This window comes from Nocardioides sp. ChNu-153 (assembly GCF_030466625.1).
In the GTDB taxonomy this organism is placed as follows: domain Bacteria; phylum Actinomycetota; class Actinomycetes; order Propionibacteriales; family Nocardioidaceae; genus Nocardioides.
In genome coordinates this window covers 1-25,221 of sequence record NZ_JADEVT010000003.1, presented here as the reverse complement: position 1 = coordinate 25,221, position 25,221 = coordinate 1, and the positions used below count along the sequence as shown (strand labels likewise).

At 75.6% G+C, this 25,221-nt stretch carries 24 protein-coding genes; 12 read left to right on the top strand and 12 right to left on the bottom strand.

The features are described 5' to 3' along the window. Positions 1–4: 4 nt before the first annotated feature. Entirely contained in the window at positions 5–856 is an 852-nt protein-coding gene (locus tag INN71_RS06170) for a PhzF family phenazine biosynthesis protein (RefSeq protein WP_301799876.1), read from the top strand. 57 nt (positions 857–913) lie between these two features. Here INN71_RS06170 and nhaA read toward each other — a convergent pair whose 3' ends face one another. From nhaA to INN71_RS06140, 6 genes are all read right to left on the bottom strand, one after another. Further along, the gene (gene nhaA, locus INN71_RS06165) at positions 914–2,173 is read right to left on the bottom strand and encodes a Na+/H+ antiporter NhaA (RefSeq protein ID WP_301799875.1); all 1,260 of its coding nucleotides are present in this window, start codon (positions 2,171–2,173) and stop codon (positions 914–916) included. Between the two features lie 117 nt (positions 2,174–2,290). Further along, positions 2,291–3,388, bottom strand: coding sequence for a DUF6882 domain-containing protein (locus tag INN71_RS06160; RefSeq protein WP_301799873.1), 1,098 nt, complete (start codon positions 3,386–3,388; stop codon positions 2,291–2,293). 30 nt (positions 3,389–3,418) lie between these two features. Then, positions 3,419–3,886: a hypothetical protein gene (locus tag INN71_RS06155; protein ID WP_301799872.1), complete on the bottom strand. Its 468-nt coding sequence runs from the start codon at positions 3,884–3,886 to the stop codon at positions 3,419–3,421. Continuing rightward, a complete protein-coding gene (locus INN71_RS06150; RefSeq protein WP_277498989.1) occupies positions 3,883–5,130 on the bottom strand; it encodes an acyl-CoA desaturase in 1,248 nt (415 codons plus the stop codon). The genes INN71_RS06155 and INN71_RS06150 overlap by 4 nt, the downstream gene beginning before the upstream one ends. A 67-nt stretch (positions 5,131–5,197) precedes the next feature. Further along, positions 5,198–6,322 carry a ferredoxin reductase gene (locus INN71_RS06145; protein WP_277498986.1) on the bottom strand — a complete coding sequence of 375 codons (1,125 nt, stop codon included), beginning with the start codon at positions 6,320–6,322 and terminating at the stop codon, positions 5,198–5,200. Between the two features lie 95 nt (positions 6,323–6,417). Further along, the gene (locus INN71_RS06140; protein ID WP_301799870.1) at positions 6,418–7,617 is read right to left on the bottom strand and encodes an MFS transporter; all 1,200 of its coding nucleotides are present in this window, start codon (positions 7,615–7,617) and stop codon (positions 6,418–6,420) included. 76 nt (positions 7,618–7,693) lie between these two features. On the opposite strand from INN71_RS06140, the gene INN71_RS06135 reads away from it, so the two are divergent. After that, complete coding sequence (locus INN71_RS06135; protein WP_301799869.1) at positions 7,694–8,377, top strand: HAD family hydrolase; 684 nt, start codon at positions 7,694–7,696, stop codon at positions 8,375–8,377. Positions 8,378–8,397: 20 nt separating this feature from the next. Here INN71_RS06135 and INN71_RS06130 read toward each other — a convergent pair whose 3' ends face one another. Then, on the bottom strand, positions 8,398–9,753 hold the full coding sequence (locus INN71_RS06130; RefSeq protein ID WP_301799868.1) for an SLC13 family permease: 1,356 nt from the start codon (positions 9,751–9,753) through the stop codon (positions 8,398–8,400). A gap of 103 nt (positions 9,754–9,856) precedes the next feature. On the opposite strand from INN71_RS06130, the gene INN71_RS06125 reads away from it, so the two are divergent. Then, on the top strand, positions 9,857–10,480 hold the full coding sequence (locus INN71_RS06125; protein WP_301799867.1) for a FadR/GntR family transcriptional regulator: 624 nt from the start codon (positions 9,857–9,859) through the stop codon (positions 10,478–10,480). An 18-nt stretch (positions 10,481–10,498) separates the two neighbouring features. On the opposite strand, the gene INN71_RS06120 is transcribed toward INN71_RS06125, so the two are convergent. The 3 genes from INN71_RS06120 to INN71_RS06110 all read right to left on the bottom strand — a co-directional run bounded on the left by INN71_RS06120 (position 10,499) and on the right by INN71_RS06110 (position 15,069). Then, positions 10,499–11,737, bottom strand: coding sequence for a CaiB/BaiF CoA transferase family protein (locus INN71_RS06120; protein WP_367619024.1), 1,239 nt, complete (start codon positions 11,735–11,737; stop codon positions 10,499–10,501). A gap of 78 nt (positions 11,738–11,815) precedes the next feature. After that, positions 11,816–13,606, bottom strand: coding sequence for a GAF domain-containing SpoIIE family protein phosphatase (locus INN71_RS06115; RefSeq protein ID WP_301799866.1), 1,791 nt, complete (start codon positions 13,604–13,606; stop codon positions 11,816–11,818). A 125-nt stretch (positions 13,607–13,731) separates the two neighbouring features. After that, entirely contained in the window at positions 13,732–15,069 is a 1,338-nt protein-coding gene (locus INN71_RS06110; protein WP_301799865.1) for an aspartate aminotransferase family protein, read from the bottom strand. A gap of 142 nt (positions 15,070–15,211) precedes the next feature. On the opposite strand from INN71_RS06110, the gene INN71_RS06105 reads away from it, so the two are divergent. Genes INN71_RS06105 through INN71_RS06095 form a run of 3 tightly spaced genes read left to right on the top strand, consistent with a single transcriptional unit; the run spans position 15,212 to position 17,817 of the window. After that, positions 15,212–16,222, top strand: coding sequence for a phosphotransferase enzyme family protein (locus INN71_RS06105; RefSeq protein WP_301799863.1), 1,011 nt, complete (start codon positions 15,212–15,214; stop codon positions 16,220–16,222). A 43-nt stretch (positions 16,223–16,265) separates the two neighbouring features. Continuing rightward, the gene (gene fabG / locus INN71_RS06100; RefSeq protein ID WP_301799862.1) at positions 16,266–17,039 is read left to right on the top strand and encodes a 3-oxoacyl-ACP reductase FabG; all 774 of its coding nucleotides are present in this window, start codon (positions 16,266–16,268) and stop codon (positions 17,037–17,039) included. A gap of 22 nt (positions 17,040–17,061) precedes the next feature. Next, entirely contained in the window at positions 17,062–17,817 is a 756-nt protein-coding gene (locus tag INN71_RS06095) for a GntR family transcriptional regulator (RefSeq protein ID WP_301799861.1), read from the top strand. Positions 17,818–17,920: 103 nt separating this feature from the next. Here INN71_RS06095 and dtd read toward each other — a convergent pair whose 3' ends face one another. Beyond that, positions 17,921–18,358: a D-aminoacyl-tRNA deacylase gene (gene dtd, locus INN71_RS06090; RefSeq protein ID WP_277501324.1), complete on the bottom strand. Its 438-nt coding sequence runs from the start codon at positions 18,356–18,358 to the stop codon at positions 17,921–17,923. Between the two features lie 104 nt (positions 18,359–18,462). On the opposite strand from dtd, the gene INN71_RS06085 reads away from it, so the two are divergent. The 6 genes from INN71_RS06085 to INN71_RS06060 are packed head-to-tail and all read left to right on the top strand — an operon-like array spanning position 18,463 to position 23,496. Next, entirely contained in the window at positions 18,463–19,413 is a 951-nt protein-coding gene (locus INN71_RS06085; RefSeq protein WP_301799858.1) for an SDR family NAD(P)-dependent oxidoreductase, read from the top strand. Continuing rightward, positions 19,410–19,709 carry a peptide methionine sulfoxide reductase gene (locus INN71_RS06080; protein ID WP_301799857.1) on the top strand — a complete coding sequence of 100 codons (300 nt, stop codon included), beginning with the start codon at positions 19,410–19,412 and terminating at the stop codon, positions 19,707–19,709. Before INN71_RS06085 ends, INN71_RS06080 begins: the two co-directional genes overlap by 4 nt. Before the next feature lie 31 nt (positions 19,710–19,740). Continuing rightward, positions 19,741–20,457: an amino acid permease gene (locus INN71_RS06075; RefSeq protein ID WP_301799856.1), complete on the top strand. Its 717-nt coding sequence runs from the start codon at positions 19,741–19,743 to the stop codon at positions 20,455–20,457. Further along, entirely contained in the window at positions 20,454–20,858 is a 405-nt protein-coding gene (locus tag INN71_RS06070; RefSeq protein ID WP_301799855.1) for an amino acid permease C-terminal domain-containing protein, read from the top strand. Before INN71_RS06075 ends, INN71_RS06070 begins: the two co-directional genes overlap by 4 nt. Further along, the gene (locus INN71_RS06065) at positions 20,855–21,739 is read left to right on the top strand and encodes a universal stress protein (protein ID WP_301799854.1); all 885 of its coding nucleotides are present in this window, start codon (positions 20,855–20,857) and stop codon (positions 21,737–21,739) included. The genes INN71_RS06070 and INN71_RS06065 overlap by 4 nt, the downstream gene beginning before the upstream one ends. Next, complete coding sequence (locus INN71_RS06060) at positions 21,739–23,496, top strand: fused MFS/spermidine synthase (protein WP_301799853.1); 1,758 nt, start codon at positions 21,739–21,741, stop codon at positions 23,494–23,496. The genes INN71_RS06065 and INN71_RS06060 overlap by 1 nt, the downstream gene beginning before the upstream one ends. A gap of 117 nt (positions 23,497–23,613) precedes the next feature. On the opposite strand, the gene INN71_RS06055 is transcribed toward INN71_RS06060, so the two are convergent. Continuing rightward, a partial coding sequence (locus INN71_RS06055) for a hypothetical protein (RefSeq protein ID WP_301799852.1) occupies positions 23,614–25,221 on the bottom strand: 1,608 nt, incomplete at its 5' end.

The window sequence follows — 25,221 nt, the reverse complement described above, 5'->3', positions numbered from 1 at the left end:
GGCCGTGAGCACGCACCCGTTCCACCAGGTCGACGTCTTCGCCCCCCGCCCGCTCGCCGGCAACCCGGTCGCGGTCGTCCACGACGCCGAGGGCGTCCCCGACGAGCGGCTCGCCGCCTTCGCGCGGTGGACCAACCTGTCGGAGACGACCTTCCTCCTGCCGCCCACGCCGGAGGGCGCGGCGGCCGGTGCCGACTACCGGCTCCGGATCTTCACGCCGGGCCGGGAGCTGCCCTTCGCCGGGCACCCCACCCTCGGCAGCGCGCACGCGTGGCTCGCCGCGGGCGGGGTGCCCCGGCAGGCCGACGTCGTGGTGCAGGAGTGCGGGGTCGGCCTCGTGGAGGTACGGCGCGACGCCGACGGCCTGGCGTTCGCGGCGCCCGCCCTGCTGCGCTCCGGCCCGGTCGAGGACGACGTGCGGGCGCAGGCGGTCGCCGCGCTCGGCGTCGACCCCGACGCGGTGCTCGACCTCGCATGGGTCGACAACGGCCCCGGGTGGCTGGGGGTGCGGCTCGACGCGGCAGCGACCGTGCTGGCCCTGCAGCCGGACTTCGCGACGATGGGCGACCTCCGCGTCGGCGTCGTCGGCGCCCACCCCGAGGGTGGCCCGGCCGACGTCGAGGTGCGGGCGTTCGTGCCGTCGCTCTCCGTGCCGGAGGACCCGGTGACGGGCTCGCTGAACGCCGGGCTCGCGCTGTGGCTCACGGCCGCGGGGGTGCTGCCCCCGTCGTACGTCGCCCGTCAGGGCACCGCGCTGGGGCGCGACGGCCGGGTCGTCGTCACCACCGGCGACGACGGGCGCGTGTGGGTGGGCGGCGCGACCCTCGGGCTCGTCGAGGGCGTCGTCGAGCTCTGAGCCCCGTTCGTGGGAGGAGCGCCAGACATTCCGCGGCGCTGCTCCCACGAACCGGGGTCAGCCGCCGATGAGCGGCAGGTCGCCGTCGTCGATGCCGTCCTCGTTCATGTCGCGGGTGCGGGCCCGGCGGGCGTCCCAGCGCAGCAGCAGCGCGCCGAGCACGGCACAGACCACCGACGCGAGGAGCACGGCGGCCTTGCCCGCGGCCACGAAGTGCTCCTCGGAGAACGACAGCTCGGCGATGAGCAGCGCGACCGTGAACCCGATGCCGGTGAGGAACCCGATGGGCAGCAGGTCCCGCACGCCGATGCCCTGGGGCAGGCGGAACGGGGTGGCCCGGGTCACCAGTGCGGTCGTGCCGAGCACGCCGACGATCTTGCCGACGACGAGACCCGCCATGACGCCGAGCGCGACCTCCTCGCGCAGCACGGCGAGCGGCCCGCCGTCCTCGACGACGGTGACGCCGGCGGCGAAGAACGCGAAGACGGGCAGGGCGATCGCCGAGGACCACGGGTTCCACCCGTCGGCGTAGTGGTGGGCGCGGCCCGCCCGCTCGCCGTGGACCGCGATCGCGGGCACCACGAGGCCGAGGAGCACCCCGGCAACCGTGGCGTGCACGCCCGACTCGTGCACCAGCACCCACGTGACGACGCCGATCGGCACGAGCGCCCACAGCGGGGGCCGGCGCAGGCGGGTCAGCACCCCGAAGAGCGCGACGAGCGCGAGGGCGGGCAGCAGGTACACCGGGTCGAGGTCGGCGGTGTAGAAGACCGCGATGATCGTGATCGCGATGAGGTCGTCGACCACCGCGAGGGTGAGCAGGAAGACGCGCAGGGCCACGGGGAGACCACGGCCGAAGACGGCGAGGACCGCCAGGGCGAAGGCGATGTCGGTCGCGGCGGGGATGGCCCAGCCGTCGCGGTGCCCGGCGTCGCCGCTGCCGACGACCACCGCGAGGTAGAGCAACGAGGGCACCGCGACGCCGCCGACGGCGGCGAGCACCGGTACGGCCGCCTCGCGCGGGTTGCGCAGCGACCCCACGACGAGCTCGTGCTTCAGCTCGAGCCCGACGACGAAGAAGAAGACCGCGAGCACCGCGTCGGCCGCCCAGGTGGCGAGCGACAGGTCGAGGTGCAGCGCCGAGGGGCCGAACGTGGAGGCTGACAGGTCGGCGTAGCCGTCGCGCCACGGCGAGTTCGCCCAGACCAGGGCGACGAGGGCGGCGATCATCAGCAGGATGCCGCCGGTGGTCTCCCGGCGGGTCCACGTGGCGAGGCGCTGCCGGCGGGTGGGGTGGGGCTCGACGTGAGCGGTCACGGTGCTCCTACGACGGGTCGGGTCCGGACCCCGGGAGGTCCGGGGCGACCGCCGACCAGACTTCCCGGCACACCGCGGACCAGCCTAGCGGGGCGGGGGGCCGCCGCCGTACCGCGCTCAGGAGCGGGGGCGGAGGTCCAGCTCCTCCTCCAGCTCGTCGACGAGCCAGAACCCGTCGTCGAAGACGCCGACGACGTAGCCGCCGTACCGCGCGCGGACCGCGCCGCCGACGTGCTGGGTCCACGTCACCTGCCACAGGCGCGGCGCGATGCGCACGGCCTCCCACTCGTCGTGGGCGTCGAGGTCGTAGTCGGAGCCCGTGCCCTGCACACCACCGATGAAGTAGGTGTCGCCGCGGCGCCAGTGCCGCTCCTGCAGGGTCCGCTGCAGGCGCATCAACCGCCGACGGTCCTCCCGCTCCTCGTCCGTCCGGCCGCGGCGACGCCGATCGGGGTCCACAGCGTACGTCGGTCGCAGGGCCGCGAAGTAGCGCTGCACGAAGCGCAGCACCTGCTCGGCGCGCACCTCCGGCTCCGGGCCGGCGGTCTCCGGCGTGCCGCTCATCAGGGGCATGCCCGCCACGGGCCCGGTGGTCCGCGGCTCCGGCAGGTGCTTCGTCGGCACGACCGGCGGCAGGCTCGGCAGGGCGGCGGGGGCGACGTACGGCGGGAGGTCGGGCAGCGCGACGACCCGCACCGTCCCGTCGGGCTCGGTGACGCGGGCGGGCCCGTGGACCATGAACACGTGGGTCTCGCCGGCGGTGCCCTTGTAGACGCCCTGCGCGCCGGTGAGGCGCCCGGCGACGGCGCAGTAGTCCCAGCCGTCCTCGACGGTGGCCTCCGCCAGCCGCGTGGTCAGCGCGTCGAGGCCGTGCTCCACGCCGTGGGCCCGCACCCGCTCGGCGGCGCCGCGCAGCGCGGGCGGCACGGACGGGTGGTCCCAGCCCCACAGCCACGTGCCCTCGGGGGAGACGGTGCCGACGACCTGCATCGAGCAGTCCGCGGTGCGGCCCGTCGCGTCGTCGACGAAGCGCAGCAGGCCCTCGTCCATCCGGACCTCCCAGCGCATCCCGCCCAGGCCCCAGGCGGCGTCGTGGCCGTCGTGGCGCGCCTGCATCGCGACGCGGGCGTCGTCGACGAGGTGCGCCCACGCCGCGTCGTCGCGCGGCGAGGACAGGTGCGTGGGTCCGGAGAAGAACGGGAGGCCGGGGATCACGGCCCCGTGCCTACCCCACCGACGCCCCGCTCACGCGTCGTCGCGCCGCTCCACCACCGAGTTGGGGCGGAACAGGTGCAGGCCGTCCCGCGTGCCGGGCCGCACGAGGTCGAAGCCGCCGGTCGCCACGACCGTCCAGCCCCGCTCGCGCCCGGCGGCCGGCACGGGGTGCCCGAGCACCGGGCCCGTCGCGGCGTGCAGCAGCGACAGCAGCTCGTCGCTGCACCCGGGGTGCACGGGCGGCACCCGGAACGCGTTGTCGTCGGCCTCGGCGGGCGTGCCGACGAGCACGAGGGGGTGCGTGAGCGTCTGCGCGCACACGGCGCACACCCGGCTCAGCGCGCACTGCAGCACGCGGGCGCGCCGCAGCTGCTCGAGGTCGCCGACCCCCGACGGGTCGGTGCAGACGAAGGGCACGCCGACGAGGTGGGCCGGCGGCCCGGACCGGTCACCCAGTCCGAGCCGCGTCAGCCCCTCGCCGATCCTCAGGGCACTCACGCGCGCGCCTTCGCCCCCGCACGGGACCAGCCGCCGAGCTCGGTACGCCGCCGCGGCCGCTCCGCGTCGCTCTTGCGGCTGCGGTCGGTGACGGTCTTCGTGGGCGGGGTGATCTCGCCGTACTTCTCGCTGGCGTGGCTGGTCCAGGAGTTCGGCAGGCTCAGCAGCGTGATCGTGCGCAGCGCCTGGCCGTACTGCTTGTGCAGCGGGCCCGTGGTGTAGGGGATCCCGTACTCCTCGCAGATCGCCTTCACCTCGACCGCGATCTCCGGGTAGCGGTTGCTCGGCAGGTCGGGGAAGACGTGGTGCTCGATCTGGTAGCCGAGGCTGCCCGACAGGATGTGCAGGGCCCGGCTGCCGTTGAAGTTCGCGGCGCCCAGCATCTGGCGCAGGTACCACTCCGCGCGGGTCTCGTCCTCGATCTGCTCCTCGGTGAAGTGCAGCGCCCCGTCGGGGAAGTGGCCGCAGAAGATGATCACGTAGGACCACACGTTGCGGGTGATGTTCGCCGCCGCGTTCGCCTTCAGCGTCTGCTTCCAGCCGGGGCCGGACAGCGCCGGGTAGACGATGTAGTCCTTGAGGATCTGGTTGCGGCCCTTCCGGAAGATCTGCGCCAGCTGGCGCTTCATCTCCGCCGGGTCCTTCTCCAGCTTGCGGATGCGCTCGATGTCGAGGTCGTGGAGCGCGACCCCCCACTCGAACAGCAGGCTGAGCAGCGCGTTGTAGACCGGCTGACCGAAGTTCGCCGGGTGCCACTTCTGCTCGCGGGCCATGCGCAGGATGCCGTACCCGATGTCGTTGTCGTAGCCGAGCACGTTGGTGAACTGGTGGTGGATGTAGTTGTGCGAGTGCTTCCACTGCTCGGCGGGCTGGGCGGTGTCCCACTCCCAGGTCGAGGAGTGGATCTCGGGGTCGTTCATCCAGTCCCACTGGCCGTGCATGACGTTGTGGCCGATCTCCATGTTCTCGAGGATCTTGGCCAGCCCGAGCATGGCGGTGCCGGCCACCATCGAGCCGCGGCGCAGCGCCTTGCGCTCCTTCGGGGCGTAGGAGCCGGCCAGCATCGCCACGCGGGCGCCGAAGGCGAGCCCGCGCTGCACCTTGATGAGCCGGTGGATGTACGCCGCGTCCTTCGCGTCGCGGGACGCCTCGATGCGGGCGCGCAGCTCGTCGAGGCGGCGGCCGATGGTCTCGACCTCCTCCTCGCTGAGGTGCGTGTACTCCTTGACGTCGGCGATGGCCATGCCGTGCCTGCCTCTCGTGCGGGGTCGGTGCTGCGGGTGCTCGTGCGGGGAGGGTGTCGGGGGACGGTCAGATCGCGATCGTGCAGTCGCCGTTGGGCACGGCCACGCACGTCTGGATGCGCTCGTTGGGCTGGTCGTAGCGGTCACCGTTGCGGACGTCGGTGACGGAGCCCTCGACCAGGGTCAGCGTGCAGGTGTGGCAGATGCCCATGCGGCAGCCGAACGGCATGCCGATGCCGACCGACTCGCCGGCCTCGAGCACCGTCGTACCCGGCTCGACCTCGGCCTGCTTGCCCGAGTTCTGGAACGAGATGCTGCCGCCCTCGCCGACGTCGTCGCCGATCTGCAGGGTGAAGCGCTCGAGGTGCAGCGCGTCCTCCAGGTCGGCCTCGCGCCAGTGCTCGACCGCCGCGTCCAGCATCGGCGAGGGCCCGCAGGCCCAGGTCTGCCGGTCGCGCCAGTCGGGCACGACCTCGCCGAGCCGGTCGAAGGTGAGCATGCCGTCGGTGTCGGTGTAGATCGGCGTGAAGGTCACGGACGCGTGCTCGGCCGCCACCTCCTCGAGCCGCTCGCGGAAGATCATCCGGTCCGGGGTCGGGGACGAGTAGACGAGGTGGATGTCCGGCAGGGGCCAACGGCCCTCGCCCGCCCGCCGCACCAGGGTCTTGAGCATCGCCATCACCGGCGTGATGCCGGAGCCGCCGACGAGGAACAGGATGCGCTCCGGGGGCGGGTCGGGCAGCACGAAGTCGCCGGCGGGGGCCGCGAGACGCACGACCGTCCCGGGCTCCAGGCCGTTGATCAGGTGCTCCGACAGCAGCCCCTCGGGCATCGCCCGGATCGTGATCGTGATCCGTCGACCGCGGCGTCGCGGCGTGCTCGTCAGCGAGTAGGAGCGCCACTGGTAGCGGCCCTCGACGGGGACGCCGATCCCGACGTACTGCCCCGCCTGGTGGTCGAAGCGCCACCCCCAGCCGGGCCGGATGACCAGCGTCGCGGCGTCGTCGGTCTCCCGCACGACGGACTCGACCCGTCCGCGCAGCTCGCGCGAGGTCCACAGCGGGTTGACGAAGCGGAGGTAGTCGTCGGGGTGCAGCGGCGTGGTCAGCCCGTCGGCGAGCGAGCGGACGGCGTGCCAGTCACGGCGGCGACGCGTGGGGGAGAGCTCTTTGACGGCGGTGCGGAGTGCCACGGGCGGCTCCCGGTGATCGGGTGATGCGGGTCACTGACTCAGTGGTCAGTTGTACACCGACGGTGGTGACGGGGGAAGGGGGGCGACGACGCGGTTCAGGTCGCCGGCCGCTCCCCGCGCACGGGGACGAGGGCGATGGCGAGCAGGGGGAAGAGGGCGGCCAGGGCGTACGTCGCGGGGTAGCCCCAGGCGGCGATGGTCAGCCCCGCCACCGGCGGCACGGCGGCGGCCACGAGGTTCTGCGCCGTGTTCTGCACACCGAGGGCGCGACCCGCCCAGAAGGGTCCGCCGCGCTCGGCCACCGCCGTGAACGCGAGGCCGTTGTCCGCGACGGTCACGGCCGAGGCGACGACCATCACCACGACCGCCACGGCGGGGGCGACCTCAGCGGACAGCGCGAGCAGCAGCATCGTGGCCACCGCGCCGCACGCCACCCAGCGCAGGGGCCGCATCCGCGAGCCGACGACGTCGGAGAGCCAGCCCGCACCGACCCGTGCGGCGGCCCCGACGAGCTGGGCGCCGGCCACGACGGCCCCCGCGGCGGCGGCGGACCAGCCGAGGTCCGTCACCAGCCAGGTCAGCGCGAAGGTCCACACGACGAACTGCGGCACCACCAGCAGCAGGGAGACGCCATGGATGCGGGCCAGGAACCGGTCGGCGCGGTAGGGGTTCGGGGCCGCGGTGAGCGGGGTGGCGGGCCGCGGCGGGTCGAGCACGACGACCGCGACGACCACGATCGAGACCAGCGTGGCGACCGCGGGCACCCCCAGGGCGGTGGCGACGCCGTACCGCTCCGCGAGGACCGCGACGGTCGCGGCCGCGATGCCGACGCCGAGCGGGGCCGCCATCTGGCGGATGCCCATGGCCAGCCCGCGCCGGTGCGGCGGGAACCACCCGACGACCACCCGGCCCGAGGCCGAGTTCGTGGCCGCGGCACCGGCGCCCGCGACGAAGAGGGCCGCGGCGAGCGCGGGCAGGGCGTGCACCTGCGTGGCCACGACGCTGCCGAGCAGGGCGAGGAGGAGGCCGGCGAGCAGGCCGAAGCGCTCCCCGCGGCGGTCGACGACCGCGCCCCAGGCGTAGAGCGTGACCATGATGCCGGCGAGCGGGGCAGAGGCGACGAGACCGGCCTGGGCGAGCGTGAGGCCCTCGCCGCGGTGCAGCGTGGGGATGAGGAACGCGGGGCCGTTCACGGTGATCGCGGAGGCCGCCTGCGCCACCGTGCCGGCGCCGAGGATCGACCACCGCCGCGCGCCGCTGATGCGTTCGTGCGCGGGCACCTCGACGTCGGTCACGAGGGGCAGTCAACGCCGCGACGTCCATCATGTGAAACATGGGTCTCGACATGCGGGACGGGCTACGGTCGGCAGGGTGATCGTCACCCTCGACCTCTTCAGCGCCCTCACCGACAGCCGCCGCGGCGGGTCCCCCGTGCTGGCCGGCCTCGCCCGCGAGCGGGGCTGGCCCGAGACCGGCGAGCAGCTGTACGACGCGTGGGACGGCCACAACAAGGCGCTGCAGCGCACCGCGCAGGCGCCGACCACCTTCCACGACCTGTCGCGGGAGGCGCTGGCGCGGGCCTGGGCCGATCTCGGCCACGGCCCGGGTGACGGTGCGGACGTCGACGCCGACCTCGCCCTGCTGGAGGGGTCGGTCGCCGACTGGCCGCTGTGGCCCGACGTGGCCGCGGGCGTCGCGGCTCTCGCGCGGGCGCACCGGGTCGGCATCCTCTCGAACGTCGACGACGCGCTGGCCCGACGGACCCGGGCGCACGCCCTGGTCGACCCGGACCTCGTGCTCACCTCGCAGCGGCTGGGCGCCTACAAGCCGAGTCTCGAGCTGTACGCCGCCGCCGCGGCCGCCCTGGCCCCCGAGCGGCTGGTCCACGTCGCGGCCTCGGGGCGGGACGTGCGCGGCGCGCTCGAGGCGGGGCTGGCGACCGTGCGGCTCGTGCGCCCCGGTCACGTCGTGGACGCGGCAGGGCCGCGGCCGCCGGTCGAGGTGACCGACGCCGCGGCCCTGGCCGAGGCGGTGGAGCGGGTCGCGCGGGGCTGATCCTCGCGGCCGGTGGGCCCTCAGGCGGTCGGCACCACCAGCAGCGCCCACGCCACGAGCGGGGCGACGACGACGATCGACATGCCCCACTGCATGAGGCGCTTGAAGACCAGCTCGCGGTCCTCGTCGTCGGCGTTGGCCACCACGAGGGCGCCGTTCGTGGAGAACGGGCTGCAGTCGACGACCGAGCTCGAGATGGCCAGCGCGGCGATGAGGCCGACGGCGCTCACCTGGTCAGTGAGCAGGAACGGCACGGCGAGCGGGATGAGGGCGCCGATGATGCCGGTCGTGGAGGCGAAGGCGGAGACCACCGCGGCGATGAAGCAGAGGAGCAGCGCGGCGACGAGCGGGGCGCCGACCTCGGCGACCTTCTCGCCGACCCAGTCGACGACGCCCTCGGACTGCAGCAGGTTGACGTAGGTGACGATGCCGCCGATGAGCAGCACCGTGCCCCAGCTGATCTTCTCGACCGCGCCCTTCGCGGACTCGGGGAAGACGAGGGTGAGGACCACGGCGATGGTGAGCGCGGTGAAGCCGACGTCGAGGTCGAAGCCCAGCGCACCGATCATGAGCGCGACGAGGCCGACCAGCGTGACGATGCGCTGCGCGTCGAGGGCGTGCGGGGCGCCCGCGTCGCCGTGGGACGCGCGGGCGCGGGCGGCCTCGACGGCCGAGTGCGGCGTACCCGGACCGCCGGGGCGGGTCGCCGCGTGGCTGGCGGCCTCGGCCTCGACGGCCATCGCGGCCACGGTCTCGGTCTCCTTGCCGCGGGCGATCAGCGCGCGGCCGCCGAAGGCCACGTAGGTGATGGCGGCGATGAGGGCCGCGGCCGTGAAGGTCGTGAGGAAGAGGACCAGCTGGTTGCCCGGGAGGTCGTTCTGGTCGACGACGCCGTTCGTGATGCTGCCGAAGATGCCGATGGGGGAGAAGCTGCCGGCGGTCGCGCCCTGCACGACCATCATGCCCATCATCATCGGGTTGATCTGGTAGCGCAGGGCGAAGCCCATGGCGACCGGCGCGACGATCGCGACCGCCGCCGGGCTGACGGCGCCGATGGACGTGACGGCCGCGCAGACCAGGAACATGGCCCAGGGGACGAGGGCCACCCGTCCACCCACCGCGCGGACCGCGGCGTGCACGATCCAGTCGACCGTGCCGTTGTTCTTGGCCAGGGCGAACAGGTAGGTGACGCCCACGAGGATGACGAACAGGGCGCTCGGGAACCCGACGAGCACGCCGTCGGCGTCCAGGTCGAAGACGCTGAGGCCGACCACGAACGCGGCCACGAGCGCGAGCGCACCCATGTTGATGCCGCGGAGCGTCGCGACCAGGAAGACGACCACGAGGACCGCCAGGGACACGAGTTCGGTGGACACGAGAACTTCCCATCGGATTGTGACGCAGGTCATGCGGACCGAGCGATCATGTCAGTGGCTAGGCCACCTGGCAACTGGACCAACCGGTCCCTACGATGACGCCATGTCCGGTGATGCCCCGCGGCGGCTGCCGCCCCTGCGCCGCGAGCGCCTCTACGAGAGCCTGGCCGCCCACATCTCCGACTTCATCGAGGCCCAGGGCCTCGTCGGCGGCGACCGCCTGCCCCCCGAGCGGCAGCTCGCCGCCGAGCTGGGCGTCAGCCGGGCCACGCTCTCCCGGGCCCTCGCGGCACTGGAGACCCGCGGTCGCATCGAGGTGCGCCACGGCGTCGGGGCGCTCGTGCGCGAGCCCGACCTCGGTCCGGGCGACGGCGACGGCTGGGACCGCCGGGTCGCCGCCCGCCCGCGCTCGGAGGTGCTCGTGGCCCGTGAGGCCGTGCTCGCCGGCCTGGCCCGCGCGGCCGCGACCAACCCGGACAGCTCGCTGCGCGTCGCGATGCTCGCCCCCGACGGGCGCCGCCGCACGTTCGACCACACCTGGCGCTGCGTACGACGCCTCTCGGCCGCCCCGCTCCTCGCCGAGCTCGACGACGTGCTCGCCGAGCACGCCCCCGCGCCCGCGGGCGACGACGGGATCCACCGGCGCCTCGACGCGGTGGCCGACGCGATCGTCGACGGTGACGCGGTGCGCGCCGCGACCGCGTGCCAGGGGTTGCTCGGGAGCTGAGCCCCCCGGTGGCCCGGCTCAGGCGGGCGGCGCGTCCAGCCAGGCGCGCACGCGCTCGGCGTCGGCGTCGAGCAGCGGCGGCGCCTGGTGGTCGGTGCGGGTGACCTCGGCCCCCGCGGCGTCGAAGAACCGCAGCGGCGGTCCGGGGAGGGACAGGCGGCCCAGCGTGGGGTGCTCGACGTCCACGAGCAGGCCCTGGCTGCGCGTCTGGTCCCACCCGTAGACCTCGTCGAGCGTGCGGACCTTGCCCGCCGGCACCCCGATCTCGGCCAGCCGGGCCAGCAGGGGCGCGGCGTCCCAGGTCGCGAAGACCTCCTCGACGACCGCGATCACGCGCTCGCGCGCACCGACCCGCTCGGAGTTCGTGGCGAGGCCCTCGGCCTCCGGGTCGAGGTCGAACCCGGCGCAGAACTTCCGCCACAGCCCCTCGCTGCCCAGCGCGATCTGCACCGCCCCGTCGCGGCAGCGGAAGAGGCCGTACGGCGCGATCGACGGGTGGTGGTTGCCCTGCGCCCGCCCCACCTCGCCGGCGACGGTCCACCGGGTGCCCTGGAAGGCGTGGACGCCGACGGTGGCGGCGAGCAGCGAGGTGCGCACGACGCGGCCGACCCCGGTGAGGGTGCGCTCGTGCAGGGCGGCGAGCACGCCGTACGCGCCGTACATCCCCGACAGCAGGTCGGCGATCGGCACGCCGACGCGCTGCGGGTCGTCGGGCCCGGAGCCGGTCAGCGACATGAGCCCGGCCTCGCCCTGGGCGATCTGGTCGTAGCCCGCGCGCCCGCCCTCGGGGCCGTCGTGGCCGAAGCCGGTGATGGAGAGGACGACGAGGCGCGGGTTGCGCTCCATCAGGGCCTCGATGCCGAGGCCGAGGCGCTCGAGCACGCCGGTGCGGAAGTTCTCCACCAGCACGTCGGCGCGGTCGACGAGGCGCAGCAGCACGTCCTTGTCGTCCGGGTCCTTGAGGTCGAGGGCCACGGACTCCTTGTTGCGGTTGGCGGACAGGAAGTACGTCGACTGCCGCTCGCCCTCGTCGCCCACGAACGGCGGACCCCACCCGCGGGTGTCGTCGCCGTGGCCCGGCGCCTCGACCTTGACGACGCGGGCGCCGAGGTCCCCCAGCATCATCGTCGCGTGCGGACCGGCCAGCGCGCGGGACAGGTCGACGACGAGGACGTCGCGCAGCGGACCCCCAGTGGGGTTGCCCGGGCCGCCGCCCGGGCTCGTGGGGTCGGGGGCCGGGGCGGGTGCGTCGGTCACGGTGTCCTCACAGTGGACTGACCACTATGCCACCGCGCGCCGGCGGCGGGGAGGGGCGGGAGCGGGGAGGTGGTGCGGTCAGGCGAGGCGGACGGCGAGGATCGCGACGTCGTCGTCGGAGCGGCGCCCGAGGAGCTCGTCGGCGAGCTGCTCGACGGCCCGGTCGAGCGGGAGTCCCTCGTCGTGGACCAGTCGCGCCAGCACCGTGAGCACCTCGTCGAGCATCTCGTCGAGGTCGGGGCGGCGCTCGTCGAGCAGGCCGTCGGTGTGCACGAGCAGGACGGAGCCCCGGGCCAGGTGCACCCGGTGGTCGTGACGCTCCTCGACGCGGAGGTCGGGGTGGAGGATGACGTCGCCCTGGCGCAGCACCGTCCGGCTGCCGTCGGCCGCGAGGACGAGCGGCGAGGGGTGGCCGGCGTTGGCCCAGGTGAGGGTCCACCCGTCGGCGTCGGGCACGAGGTGGCCGTGCACGAGCGTCCCGGTGGCGTCGAGGCCGAGCGTGCGCGCGGCCGCCTCGACGGCGAGCACCGCGTGGGCCGGCCCGTCCTCGGGACGGTCGCTGCCGGCCTGGCGCAGCATGCTGCGGACCTGGCCCATCACGGCGGCTGCGCGCATGTCGTGACCGGTGATGTCGCCGACGGTCAGCACGACGGGGGAGGGGCCCGACCCGTCGGCGGGCGCCGGCAGCCGGTGCACGTCGTACCAGTCGCCGCCCACGAGGTCGGCGGTCGCCGCCGGCCGGTAGAGGGTCGCGATCTCGAGGCCGTCGACCGCGGGGGGCACGCTCAGCATCGAGCGCTGCAGCTGGGTCGCCGCGGTGATCCGCTGCTCGATGGCGCCGACCCGCTCGACCGCGGTGGCGGCGAAGGCCGCGACGGAGCGGAGCGCCGCCTCCTCGGTGAGCGCGGCGGCATGCGGCGCGTCCCACCCGAGGGTGAGGGCGCCGAGGACGCGCTGGCTGCCGACGAGGGGCAGGCACGTCGCCGCCTGGAGGCCGAGCGCGCGCCACTCCTCGAGCACGCGGGGGGTGTAGCCGTCGGTGGCGAGCTGGGCGGTGTCGGCCACCACGATCGTGCGCTGCTCGCCGATGCACCGGCTGGTCGGCCAGGCCTCGTCGAGGCTGTAGGTGGCGTGGCGCAGCTCGAGGCCGTCGCTCTGGCCCGGGTCGGGGACGCGCAGGACCCGGCCGTCGTCGCGGACGAGCGAGAGCCCGACGTACGACGGCTGCAGCGGCTCGGTGACGAGGTCGCGCAGCCGCTGGCGCAGGTCGGAGAGCCCGGTCGCGTCGCCGAGCACCACGGCGGCCCGCAGCATGAGCTCGGAGCGACGGCGGCCCTCCTCGAGCTCGTGGTGGGCGGCGGCGACGCGGCGCAGCGCGATGCGCAGCCGCAGCTCGGCGCTGCAGGCCTCGGCGAGGTCGGTGAGCACCTGCAGCTCCTCGGGGCTCCAGGTGCGGGGCTCGTGGTCGATGGCGCAGAGCGCGCCGAACACCTCGCCGTCGGCGTCGGTCAGGGGCATGCCGGCGTAGGCGACCACGTCGAGGTCGGGGACGGCGAGGTTGGTGCGGGTGAGCTCGAGGATGCGGGTGTCGGCGACGACGAGGGGGGCGGCGCTCGCGGTCACGTGCTGGCACACGGAGTGGCTCAGGGGCGTCTGGCGGGCCGACGCCCACGGCTCGGGCAGGCCGACCTGGCCGGGGAAGACCTGGCGGTCGGCCTCCAGGATCGAGACGAGGGCGACCGGGGTACCGAGGGCGGCGGAGGCGAGGCGGGCGAAGCGCTCGAGGTCGGCGTCCAGGCGGGGGCCGACACCGGTCTCGCGGACGGATCGCAGGCGGGCGGGATCGGTGAGCCGGGGCGTGGTGTCCACCGGCCCTCCCCTCGTCGCGGCGACGGTCCCTCGCCCGGCGTCCGGGGGCAATGATGCCGCAGGTCAGCGGCCGTGCCGGAGGCGGTACCCGGGGGGCGCCGGCCCGCGGTGGCCGACGTGGAGCCTCACCACCCCAGGTCGGTCAGCACCCCGTCGAGCTCGGTGCAGTAGCGCTCGACGTCCCGCAGCCCGAACACCAGCGGCGGGCGCACCTTGAGCGTGTTGCCGAACCTGCCGCACACCGAGGTGAGCACCCCCCGGGCGCGCATCCCGTTCACCACGTCGGCGGCGAGCGCCCCCCCGGGCTCCGTGCTGCCGGGCTCGGCGACGAGCTCGACGCCCAGGTAGAGCCCGGCGCCGCGGACGTCCGCGACGACCGGGTGGCGCGCGGCCACGTCGCGCAGGGCCTCGGCGAGCCCGGCGCCGACGTCGGCGGCCCGTCGCTGCAGCCCCTCGGCCTCGATCACGTCGAGCACCGCGGTCGCGGCGGCGATGCTCACGTGCGTCCCGCCGAAGGTGTTGAAGTACGGCGTCGTGCCGGCGAACGGCGCCAGCACGGCCTCCTGGGCGACGACGGCCGCGATCGGGAGACCGCCGCCCATCGGCTTGCCGAGCGTCGCGATCTCCGGGACGAGGCCGTGCCGCTCGAAGCCCCACACGTGCTCGCCGGTGCGCGCGAAGCCCGGCTGCACCTCGTCGGCGACCAGCACGCCGCCGGCACGACGCACGGCCGAGACGGCCCCCGCGAGCAGCCCCCCGGGCCCGCCCGGGTGCGCGTGCACGCCGTCCGAGGACAGGATCGTGTCGACGAGCAGCGCTGCGGGACGCACGCCGGCGGCGGCCATCTCCTCCAGCGCCGTCTCGACGGCCGCGGTGAACCGGGCGGCCACCTCGGCCGGGGTGCCGGGGCGGCGCAACGGGTCGGGCGCGGGCACGGTCCACACGTGCTCGCCCGGCGCCGCCCCGGCCCCCAGCGACGGCGACGTGCCGGTCACCAGCGCGGTGTTGCCGTGGTAGGCCTCCTCCGTCACGATCACCCCCGTCCCGCCCGTCGCGGCGAAGGCGAGGCGCAGCGCGAGGTCGTTGGCCTCCGAGCCGGTGCAGGTGAGCATGACCCGGTCGAGCGCGGCGGGGAACGTGGCGAGCAGGCGCTCGGCGTACCCGACCAGCGACGCGTCGAGGTAGCGCGTGTGCGTGGTGATCCGCCCGACCTGGCGCGCGACCGCCTCCACCACGCGCGGGTGCGCGTGGCCGACGCAGGCGACGTTGTTGTAGGCGTCGAGGTACTCCCGGCCCTCGGCGTCGTAGACGTGCACGCCGCTGCCGCGGACCAGCTCGACGGGCTCGCGGTAGAAGAGCCGGTACGCCGGGCCGAGCGCCCGCTCCCGGCGTCGCACGAGGGAGCCGTCGACCGACGTGCCGGTGAAGGCGTTGGCGTCGAGGATGCTCGAGGTCTGGGTCACGGGTCGCCCCTTTTTGGTCTGGTCAGTGCAGGGCGAGCATGTCAGTTCGCTTGTAACAAGTGTGTGAATCCTGCGTGTGATTTGGTCTGCTCGCGATCGTGGCGGGTTGGATCGAGCTTGTGCCGACCCAGGAGGGCCCCCCGTGCTGCTGACCACCGTCGACTGCGACGCCCTGCTCGCCGCCGCGCTGCCGGCGTACGGCTTCACCCGAGCCGCCGACGTCAGGCTGCTCAGCCTGTCGGAGAACGGCACCTACCGCGTGCGCGAGGGCGGGCGGACGGTGGTCGCCCGGGTGCACCGCCACGGCTACCAGGACGCCGCGTCGATCGCCTCGGAGATGGCGTGGACCGACGCGCTGCGCACCCAGGTCGGGGTGCGCACGCCAGCCGTCGTGCCCACGCTCGACGGCCGTCGCTTCACGACGATCAGGCGGCCCGAGGGCGAGCGCCACGTGGCGCTCTTCGAGCACGTGGCCGGGGCGAACGGCGAGGAGACCGACCTGCCGCTGCCCGTCGCCGAGCTCGGCGCGCTGACCGCCCGCATGCACGGCCAGGTCGAGGCCTGGAGGCTGCCCGACGGCTTCCGCCGGTTCCGCTGGGACGCGGCGGCGTGCCTCGGGACGGGCGACGGACGCGACGCCCGGTGGGGCTCCTGGCGTGACGTGCCCGGGCTGGCCGCCGCGGCGGTCCCGTTGCTGGCCGAGGCGGCGGAGCACGTGGCCGAGCGGCTCTCGGACTACGGCACGGGACCCGACCGCTTCGGCCTGGTGCACGCCGACCTGCGGCTCGCGAACCTGATGATCGACGACGCCGGCGGGATCACCGTCATCGACTTCGACGACTGCGGGTTCGGCTGGTTCCTCTACGACCTGGCCACGGTCACCTCGTGGCTCGAGCACGAGGAGTCGACGCCGGCGACCGTCGCCGAGTGGGTCGCGGGCTACACGACGGTGCGGCCGCTGACCGAGGCGGACCACGCCATGGTGCCCACCTTCGTGCTCCTGCGTCGCCTCATGCTCTCGGCCTGGCTGGGGACCCATCCGGACTCCCCACCCGCGCAGCAGCTCGGCACCTCGTACGCCGCCGGGACGGTGCTGCTCGCCGACCGGTACCTGCACGACCCGTCCTGGCTGGCCGTCGGCGCACCCGCCTGAGGGCCCGTAGCCTCTCCTGCCCGCCCCTCCGAAGGAGCGTCCCGTGTTCGACCTCTCCGACGTCCGCGTCCTCGTCACCGGTGGCTCCCGTGGCATCGGTCTCGGCATCGCCCGGGTCCTCGCGTCGGCCGGCGCCGCGGTCGCGGTCTCCGCCCGGGACGCCGACGCCCTCGCCGCGGCCGCCGACGACCTGCGCGCCCGGGGCGCCCGCGAGGTCGTCACCGTCGCCGGCGACATCGGCTCGCGAGCCGCCGCCACCGCCGTCGTCGACGAGGCCGTGGCGGCGCTCGGTGGCCTCGACGTGCTGTGCGCGAACGCCGGCGTCTTCCCGGAGGCGCGGCTGGCCGAGCTCACCGAGGAGGACGTCGACGCCGTCTTCGCCGTCAACGTGAAGGGCACGATCTTCTCGGTGCAGGCGGCGGTGCCCGCGCTCACCGCGTCCGGCCGGGGCCGCGTGGTGATGACCTCGTCGATCACGGGACCGGTCACCGGCTACCCGGGGTGGTCGCACTACGGCGCGACGAAGGCCGCGCAGCTCGGCTTCCTGCGCAGCGCCGCGATCGAGCTGGCGCCGGCGCGCATCACGGTCAACGCGGTCCTGCCCGGCAACGTGCTGACGGAGGGCCTGGCGGGCCTGGGAGAGGACTACCTGGCGCGGATGGCACGATCCATCCCCCTGGGGGAACTCGGCACGCCCGAGGACATCGGGCACGCGGTCGCATTCCTCGCCTCGCGGGAGGCCGCCTACGTCACCGGGCAGTCGATGGTGGTCGACGGCGGCCAGACCCTGCCGGAGTCGCCGGAGGCGCTGGCCTGAGCGGCCCGGCAGGATGGGGCCCGTGCAGGAGTCGGAGGGCGGGCCGGTCGCCGAGGAGGTGCGGCGGCGCATCGTGCGGATGATCGCGACCGGTGCCCTGGTCACCGGTGACCGGCTCGGCACCGAACGGGCCCTGGCGGAGCGCTTCGGCGTCTCCCGAGCCACGCTGCGCAGCGCCCTCGTGCCGCTCAACCGCGCGGGCGTGCTCGAGCGCCGCACCGGTCGCGGCGGCGGCACCTTCGTGCGCGGCGTCGTCGAGCGCGACGCCGCCGAGCAGCTCGGACTCCCGCAGCGACTGGCGGTCGGCGGCGGGCGCGAGGTGGCCACCGTGGTGCTCTCCGCGCGCGAGCGCGCCGCCGATGCGACCGAGGCCGCCGCGCTGGGGCTCGGCCCCGGCGCACGGGTGGTCGAGGTCGAGCGGGTGCGGTACGCCGACGGGCTCCCCCTGTCGCTCGACAGGGCCCGCCTCCCCGCGGCGCTCGTGCCGGGGCTGGCGCAGGCCGACCTGGCGGGCTCGCTCTACGCCCTCCTCGAGGAGCGGTTCGGGCTCGCGCCCGACGTGAGCGAGGAGGTCATCACGGTGGCGCAGGCGACCCGACGGGAGGCCGAGCACCTCGACGTGCCCCCCGGCGCCGCCCTGCTGCACCTCTACCGCGTGGCGAGGACGGCCGACGACGTGCCGTTCGAGCTCTCCGACGACCTCTTCCGCGCCGACCGGGTGCAGATCGTGGCACGGCGCGGCGGGCCCTCGCGGGCCGACGTGCTGCCGCGGGGCTGAGCCCCGTACGCCGTCGCGATGGCCAGGACGACGGCGAGGGCGAGGAGGAGGCGACGGCGCACGCGGGTACGACGGCGCGCGGCGCGGCCGGGTTCCCCCGCCGTCACGCCGGGCGGGGCGAGTCGAGCACGAGGGTGATGGGCCCGTCGTTGACCGACTCGACCTGCATGTCGGCGCCGAAGACCCCGCGGGCGACGCGGGCGCCGAGCTCCTCGAGCGCGGCGCAGGTGGCGTCGTACAGGGGCTCGCTGACGGGGCCAGGGGCCGCGGCCGACCACGACGGGCGGCGGCCCTTGCGCGCGTCGCCGTACAGCGTGAACTGGCTGACCACGAGCACGGGCGCGCCCGCCTCGGCGGCCGAGCGCTCCCCCCGCAGGAGGCGCAGCTCCCACACCTTGCGCGCGATCCACGCGACGTCGGCGGGGCCGTCGTCGTGCGTGACGCCCAGGTAGACGAGCAGCCCCTCGCCCTCGGTGGCGCCGACCTCGGCGCCGTCGACGAGCACGCGGGCGGACAGGGTTCGCTGGACGACGGCACGCACCCGCGCAGTCTCGCAGGCTGCGCGGGTGCGCCCCGGGGCCCGCCCGGCACGATGGTGGGGTGGCCGGCCCGCGGGGCCGGTCCGCCCGAGGACAGGAGCACGCGATGGCCAGGATCACCACCCGCTTCGGCGCCCGCTCGACGGCCGACGAGGTCGTCGCCGGGGTGGACCTCACCGGGCGCCGCGCGGTCGTGACCGGGGGCGCGTCGGGCATCGGCGTCGAGACGGCCCGCAGCCTGGCGCGCGCCGGGGCCGAGGTGACGATCGCGGTCCGGGACGTCGAGGCGGGGCGGCGCGCGGCCGCCGACATCGCCGCGTCGCTGGCCGACGTCCGGGGCGCCGGGACGGTGGAGGTCGCGCACCTCGACCTCGTCGACCTGGTGGGCGTCGCCCGCTTCGCCGAGGCCTGGGACGGGCCGCTGCACCTGCTGGTGGACAACGCCGGCGTGATGGCCGTCCCGGAGCGCCGCACCACGTCGTACGGCTGGGAGCTGCAGCTCGCCACCAACCACCTCGGCCACCACGCCCTGACCACCGGCCTGCACGACGCGCTCGCCGCAGAGGGCGCACGGATCGTGTCGGTCAGCTCGAGCGGCCACCTCGCCTCGCCGGTCGTGCTCGACGACCTCCAGTTCGAGCGCCGCCCCTACGACCCGTGGAGCGCCTACGGCCAGTCGAAGACCGCCAACGTGCTGCTCGCGGTCGAGGCCACGCGCCGCTGGGCGAGCGACGGCATCACGGCGAACGCCCTCATGCCCGGCGGCATCATGACGCGGCTGCAGCGCCACGTGCCCGAGGAGACGCAGGCCGAGTGGCGGCGCTACGAGGGGCTCAAGACCCCCCAGCAGGGCGCGGCCACCACGCTGGTCGCCGCCGTCGCTCCCGAGCTCGAGGGCATCGGCGGGCGCTACCTGGAGGACGGCAACGAGGCCGAGACCGTCGACGACGACGCGCAGGTCGGGGCCGGCGTGCGCCGCTGGGCCCTCGACCCGGCGACCGCGACCCGCCTGTGGGACCTCTCGACCGCGGCCGTCGACCGCGTGCTGGGCCGGTGAGCACCACCCCCGTCGCCGACCTCGTGGCCCGGCTGCCGCGCGGCGCGTCGACGGTGCGGTACGGCGGGCGCGCATGGGCGGTGAGCGTCGCGTCGTACGCCGGCGGTCGGAGCCTCAAGCTGTGGGCCGAGGAGCTCGGCGGCACCGCGTTCGTCAGCGCCAACGTCTACCTCGGTGCCGACGGCGAGACCTTCCGCCCGTGCGAGATGCCGGCCGCCGAGGTGCTCGCGTTCCTGCGCGGCTGGGAGCCCGGCCCCGGGGGCCCGGTGCTTCCCGCCGTACCGGCCGCGGACTAGCGTTTCCCCACCCGTCCGCGAGGAGGCCCCCTTGGCCGGTCCGTCGAGCTCGTTCGGCACCCAGCTGCTGCGGCGCAAGCCGATCGCCCGACCCCGGGGGCCGCACGACGGTCCCGAGCTCGGGCGCACGCTCAGCACGTTCCAGCTCATGATGTTCGGCGTCGGCGCCACCGTCGGCACGGGCATCTTCTTCGTGCTGCAGGAGGCCGTGCCCGACGCGGGTCCCGCGGTCGTCGTGGCGTTCCTCGTCGCCGGCCTCGCCGCCGGGCTGTCGGCCATCTGCTACGCCGAGCTGGCGAGCGCGATCCCCGTCAGCGGCTCGACGTACTCCTACGCCTACCACTCCCTCGGCGAGCTGGTCGCGATGGTGATCGCGGCCTGCGTCCTGCTCGAGTACGGCGTGAGCTCGGCCGCCGTGGCCGTCGGCTGGTCCGGCTACTTCAACGAGCTGACCGACGCGACGCTCGGCGTCTCCCTGCCGCAGAGCCTGTCCGTACTCCCCGATCCCCTACGAGGACAGCCCGACGGGCCTGATGAACCTGCCCGCCGTCGTGCTCGTGCTGCTCTGCATGGTGCTGCTCGTGCGCGGCGCCAGCGAGTCGGCGCGGGCCAACGCGATCATGGTGGTGGTCAAGCTCGCGGTGCTGGTGCTCTTCGCCGTCATCGCGTTCACGGCCTTCGAGGCCGACCGGTTCGGGAACTTCTGGGGAGCGGGCGCGGCGGGCGTCTCGGCGGCGGCCGCGGGTGAGCCCCCGCACGCTGACGCCCACGTTCACCACCGTGGTCGTCGCCGTCGTGGTCGCCCTGGTCGCGGGCTTCGTGCCGAGCGACTACCTGTGGGACACGGTCTCGATCGGCACGCTCGGCGCCTTCATCGTCGTGGCGCTCGGGGTGATGGTGCTGCGCCGCAGCCAGCCGGGCCTCGAGCGGCCGTTCCGGGTGCCGTTCTTCCCGGTGACCCCGCTGCTGACGATCGTCGTCTGCGTCTACGTGCTGTCCGGCCTGCCCGCCATCACCTGGATCATCTTCGGCTGCTGGCTCGCGGTGGTCCTGGCGTTCTACCTGCTGTGGGGCCGGCGCCACGCGGTCCTCAACGACGTGGCGGCGGGCACGGCGCCTGCTGCGGCCGGGACGGAGGACGGGCGGTGACCGTCCTCGTCGGCCACCCGCCGCGCGCGGACGGCTCCGGGCGTGCCCCGCTGGCGTACGGCGCGCTCCTCGCCCGCAGCGCCGGGCTGCCGCTGCGCGCGGTCGCCGTCGTACCGGCCCCGTGGCCCACGCCGCTGCCGGGCGGCACCGACCGGGAGCACGCCGCCTGGGCCCGCGAGCTCGGCGAGGCGGTCGTGGCCGACGCCCGGGCGACGCTGGCCGAGGTCGCGCCCGACCTCGAGACGGAGGCCGTGGCCGTGCCCGGCCGCTCGGTGCCGCAGCAGCTGCTCGCCGAGGCCGAGCGCGTCGGCGCCTCGGTGGTGGCCGTCGGGTCCGGTGACGACGGCGCCTGGGGCCGGGTCGTGCTCGGCTCGGCCGCCGACCGCCTGCTCCACTCGGCGCCGCTGCCGGTCGCGCTCGCCCCCCGCGGCTACACCGGGGCCGCCGACGCGCGGGTGCGCCGCGTGACCTGCGCCTTCCGCGGCGACCGCGCCAGCGAGGCCGCGCTCGAGCGGGCCGCCCGCATGTGCGTGCGCATCGGCGCCGCGCTGCGCGTCGTCACCTTCGGGGTGGAGGGCCGCACCATGTTCCCGCCCGAGGTGCGGGGCGAGGCCGACGTGCTCGCCGCGTTCGTCGAGCAGGCCGGTACGGCGCAGGCCGCCGCCCTGCGCCGCCTCGCGGGGTCGCTCCCCGACGACGTCACGAGCCGCACCGCCACCGGCCGCGACTGGACCCACGCGCTGGGCTCGCTGCCGTGGGACGACGGCGACGTGCTGGTCGTCGGGTCGTCGCCGGCCGGGCTGGTGTCGCGGGTGTTCCTGGGGTCGAGCGCGACGAAGATCGTGCGCTCCTCGCCGGTGCCGGTGGTGGTCGTCCCCTGATGGACGACTCCTCGGCTCCTCCCGGCGCGTCCGCCGGTGTCGGCCCGCGCGGGGCGGCGGCCCTCGTCCTCGGCTCCTCGGCCGCCGTGCTCGTCGTGGAGCTGGTCGCGCTGCGGCTGCTCGCGCCGTACCTCGGGCTGACGCTCGAGACCAACACGCTCGTCATCGGCGTCGCGCTCGCGGCCATCGCGATCGGGTCGTGGGCCGGCGGGCGGCTCGCCGACCTGGTGGACCCCCGGCGCACGATCGCGCCGGCGCTCGGGATCTCGGGCGCAGCGGTGGCGCTGACGCCGTCGGTCGTGCGCGCGGCGGGCTCGTCGGGCGACGGCACGCTGCTGGTGCTCGCCGCGACGACGAGCATCGTGGTGCCCGGCGCGCTGCTGTCCGCGGTGACGCCGATGGTGACCAAGCTGCGGCTGACCGACCTGGCCACGACCGGCACGGTCGTCGGGCGCCTGTCGGGGATCGGGACGGTCGGGTCCATCGCCGGCACCGTGCTGACGGGGTTCGTGCTCGTGTCGCGCGTGCCGGTCAGCGGGATCCTCGTCGGGCTCGGGGTGGTGCTCGCGGTGACGGCCGCGCTCGTGGAGGTGCTGCTGCTGCGGCGCCGGCCGCGGGGCGCCGGGCTCGCGGGCCTCGTCGTGGTGCTGGGGGCGCTGGTCGTGCCCCTCGCGCCGGGCGGTTGCGACGCGGAGACGACCTACCACTGCGCGTCGGTGGTCGAGGACGACGAGCGCGACGGCGGCCGCGTGCTGGTGCTCGACGGGCTGCAGCACTCCTACGTCGACCTCGAGGACCCGACGTACCTCCGGTTCGCCTACGTCCGCGCCCTCGCGGCGGTGACGGACGCGGCCCACCCGGGGGACGGGCCGCTCGACGCCTACCACCTGGGCGGGGGCGGGCTGACCTTCCCGCGGTGGCTGGCCGCGGAGCGGCCCGGGACCCGCAGCCTCGTCTCCGAGATCGACCCCGGCGTCGTGCGGGTGGACCGCGAGCTGCTGGGGCTGCGCGGCGAGGGAGCCCCCGACGGGCTGGCCGTGCGGGTCGAGGACGGCCGCCTCGGCCTCGGGCGCCTCGAGCCCGGCAGCCGCGACCTCGTCGTCGGCGACGCGTTCGGCGGGGTCAGCGTGCCGTGGCACCTGACGACGCGCGAGGCCGTGTCCGACGTACGGCGCGCGCTCGCCCCCGACGGGGTCTACGCCGCGAACCTCATCGACCACGGACCCCTCGCGTTCGCCCGTGCGGAGGTGGCGACGCTGGCGGACGTCTTCGCCCACGTCGCGGTCCTCGGCGAGCCGGGCGACCTCGGCCGGGGCCCGGCGGGGGACGGGGGCAACCTCGTGGTGCTCGCCGCCGACCGCGAGGTCGACCTCGACGCCGTCGCCGTCGGGTTGGACGAGCGCCGCACCGGGTGGGAGGTGCTCGCCGGCGCCGAGCTCGACGCGTGGGTCGGCGACGCCGACGTGCTGACCGACGACCACGCCCCCGTGGACCAGCTACTGCAGCCGTACCCTCGGCCGGCGGGTCGCGGTAGGAGCGGTAGTCGGTGGCTATCGCTGGTACCGCGACCTGGGGTCGAAGGTGGCCGCGCTGCCCGGTGGTCGAGGTGGCCGCGTCGTTCGGTGGTTGAGGTGGCCGCGCCAGCGGCCCTCGAAACCACCAGCGGGATGGCGGGCGTGGTTTCGAGGGGTTGCCAGAGCAACCCACCTCAACCACCGGAGGTCGACGCGGCGCGGTGGTTGAGGTGGCCGCGCTAGCGGCCCTCGAAACCACCAGCGGGGTTCCGGGCGTGGTTTCGAGGGGTTGCCAGAGCAACCCACCTCAACCACCGGGACGCGGCGCACCCACCTGAACCACCGCGACCTCGAGGGGCGTCAGACCTCGGGGCGGGGCGGCAGGGTGGGGGAGGCGCCCGCGGCGGGGGTGGCGCGCCGCGCCGCCTCGAGCGCCTCGGTCCAGGTCGTGCGGGCGGCGTCGAGCGCCCGAGCCTCGCCCAGGGCGCTCGTGTAGGCGGGCCACGACGGTTGCGCACCCAGGCGGCACTGGCTCGCCGTACCCCCGCGGGCGACGCACTGCTCGCCCTGCAGCGACGCCTGGTTGCCCTCCGCCGCGGCGCGCTGGCCGGCCTGCGCGAGCCCCACGAGCGCGGCGTGACCGCCGCTCATCGCGGGCGGGACGGTGGCGCCGCGCAGCTCGCTCACGAGGCCGGCGAGGCGGTTCGAGGCCTGGAACAGCCGGTTGCCCTGGCGCGAGCTGGGCGGGGCGTCGGCGGACAGCAGCGGCACCTCGGCGAGCAGGGCCCGGTAGCGGTCGAACTGCGGGGCCGCGGCGGTCGCGTACGCCTCGAGCGCGGCGTCCGACCCGGCCGCCGGCGCAGCGGCCTCGAGCCGGGCGACCTCCGCCTCCCAGGCCGCGATGGTGGTGCGGGCCCCGGCGACGAGGGTGTCGAGCTGGGAGTACGCCGCCTGCGCCGACGCGCCGAGGATCCCCTCGGCCGACGACGCCGCCGCGCGGAACGGGTCGTCGACGTCGTCCCACAGGTCGAGGGTCGTGCCGTCGAGGGTCGCGAGCGCCCCGACCGGCGTCAGGATCCCCAGGAGCCCGTCGAGGGTGGCGGCAGTGCTGGAGTCGTCGGGGAAGCCGGTGCGCGCGGCGCGGACGTACGTCGTGAGCGTCGCCGCCCCGGTGGCGGCGGCCCGGACCTCGGCGGTGCGCCCGGCCAGCTCGATGCGGCCCAGCACGGCGGTGAGGTCCTCCGTCGCCGTGCGGGCGGCGGCGGTGCCGACGAGCTCGGCGAGGTGCTGCGCGGTGCGGCCGGCGGCGATCTCGGCGGCCTCGCCGTCGGCGCCCGCGGCGCCGGACCCCGGCGACCCCGAGGCGGTGGCCTGCTGCAGCGACACCGTGGCGTCGGCGGTGTCGAGCAGCTCGGCGCTGGAGCGCAGCGCCGCGTTGAGATCGCCGAAGTTGGCCAGCGTCGCCGTGTCCAGGCCCTCGAAGGCGGCGACCGTCGCCACGAAGTCGCGTCGCCGGGTCAGCAGCGCCGTCTCCTCCTCGGACGGGGCGGGGTCGAGCGCCTCCGCGCGGGTCACCAGCTCGGCGCTGGCCGCCTCGGCGTCGCGGGCGGTCGCGGCGGCCTCCGGCAGGCCGGCCAGGTCGGCCGTGCCGGTGACGGCGGTGGCCACCTCGCCGTACACCGTCTCGCTCTCGGCCAGCAGCGCGTCGACCTCGCTCGCCTCCGGTGCGTCGGACCCCTCGGTGGGGGACGCGCCGGGCGACGGGGAGTCGCCGTCGCGGTCGACGAGCAGGGTTCCCGCGCCGGCCACGACGGTCAGCACCGCGGCGACCGCCGCGGCCGCCAGCCACCGGCGCCGGTCGGGACGGTCGTCGCCCGCCGCCGCGGTGCGCGCCGTCGCGGGGGCCGCGACGACCGGCACGACCGCGGTCTGCGCCGGGTCGGTGACGGGCGGGGTCGCGGCGGGCGG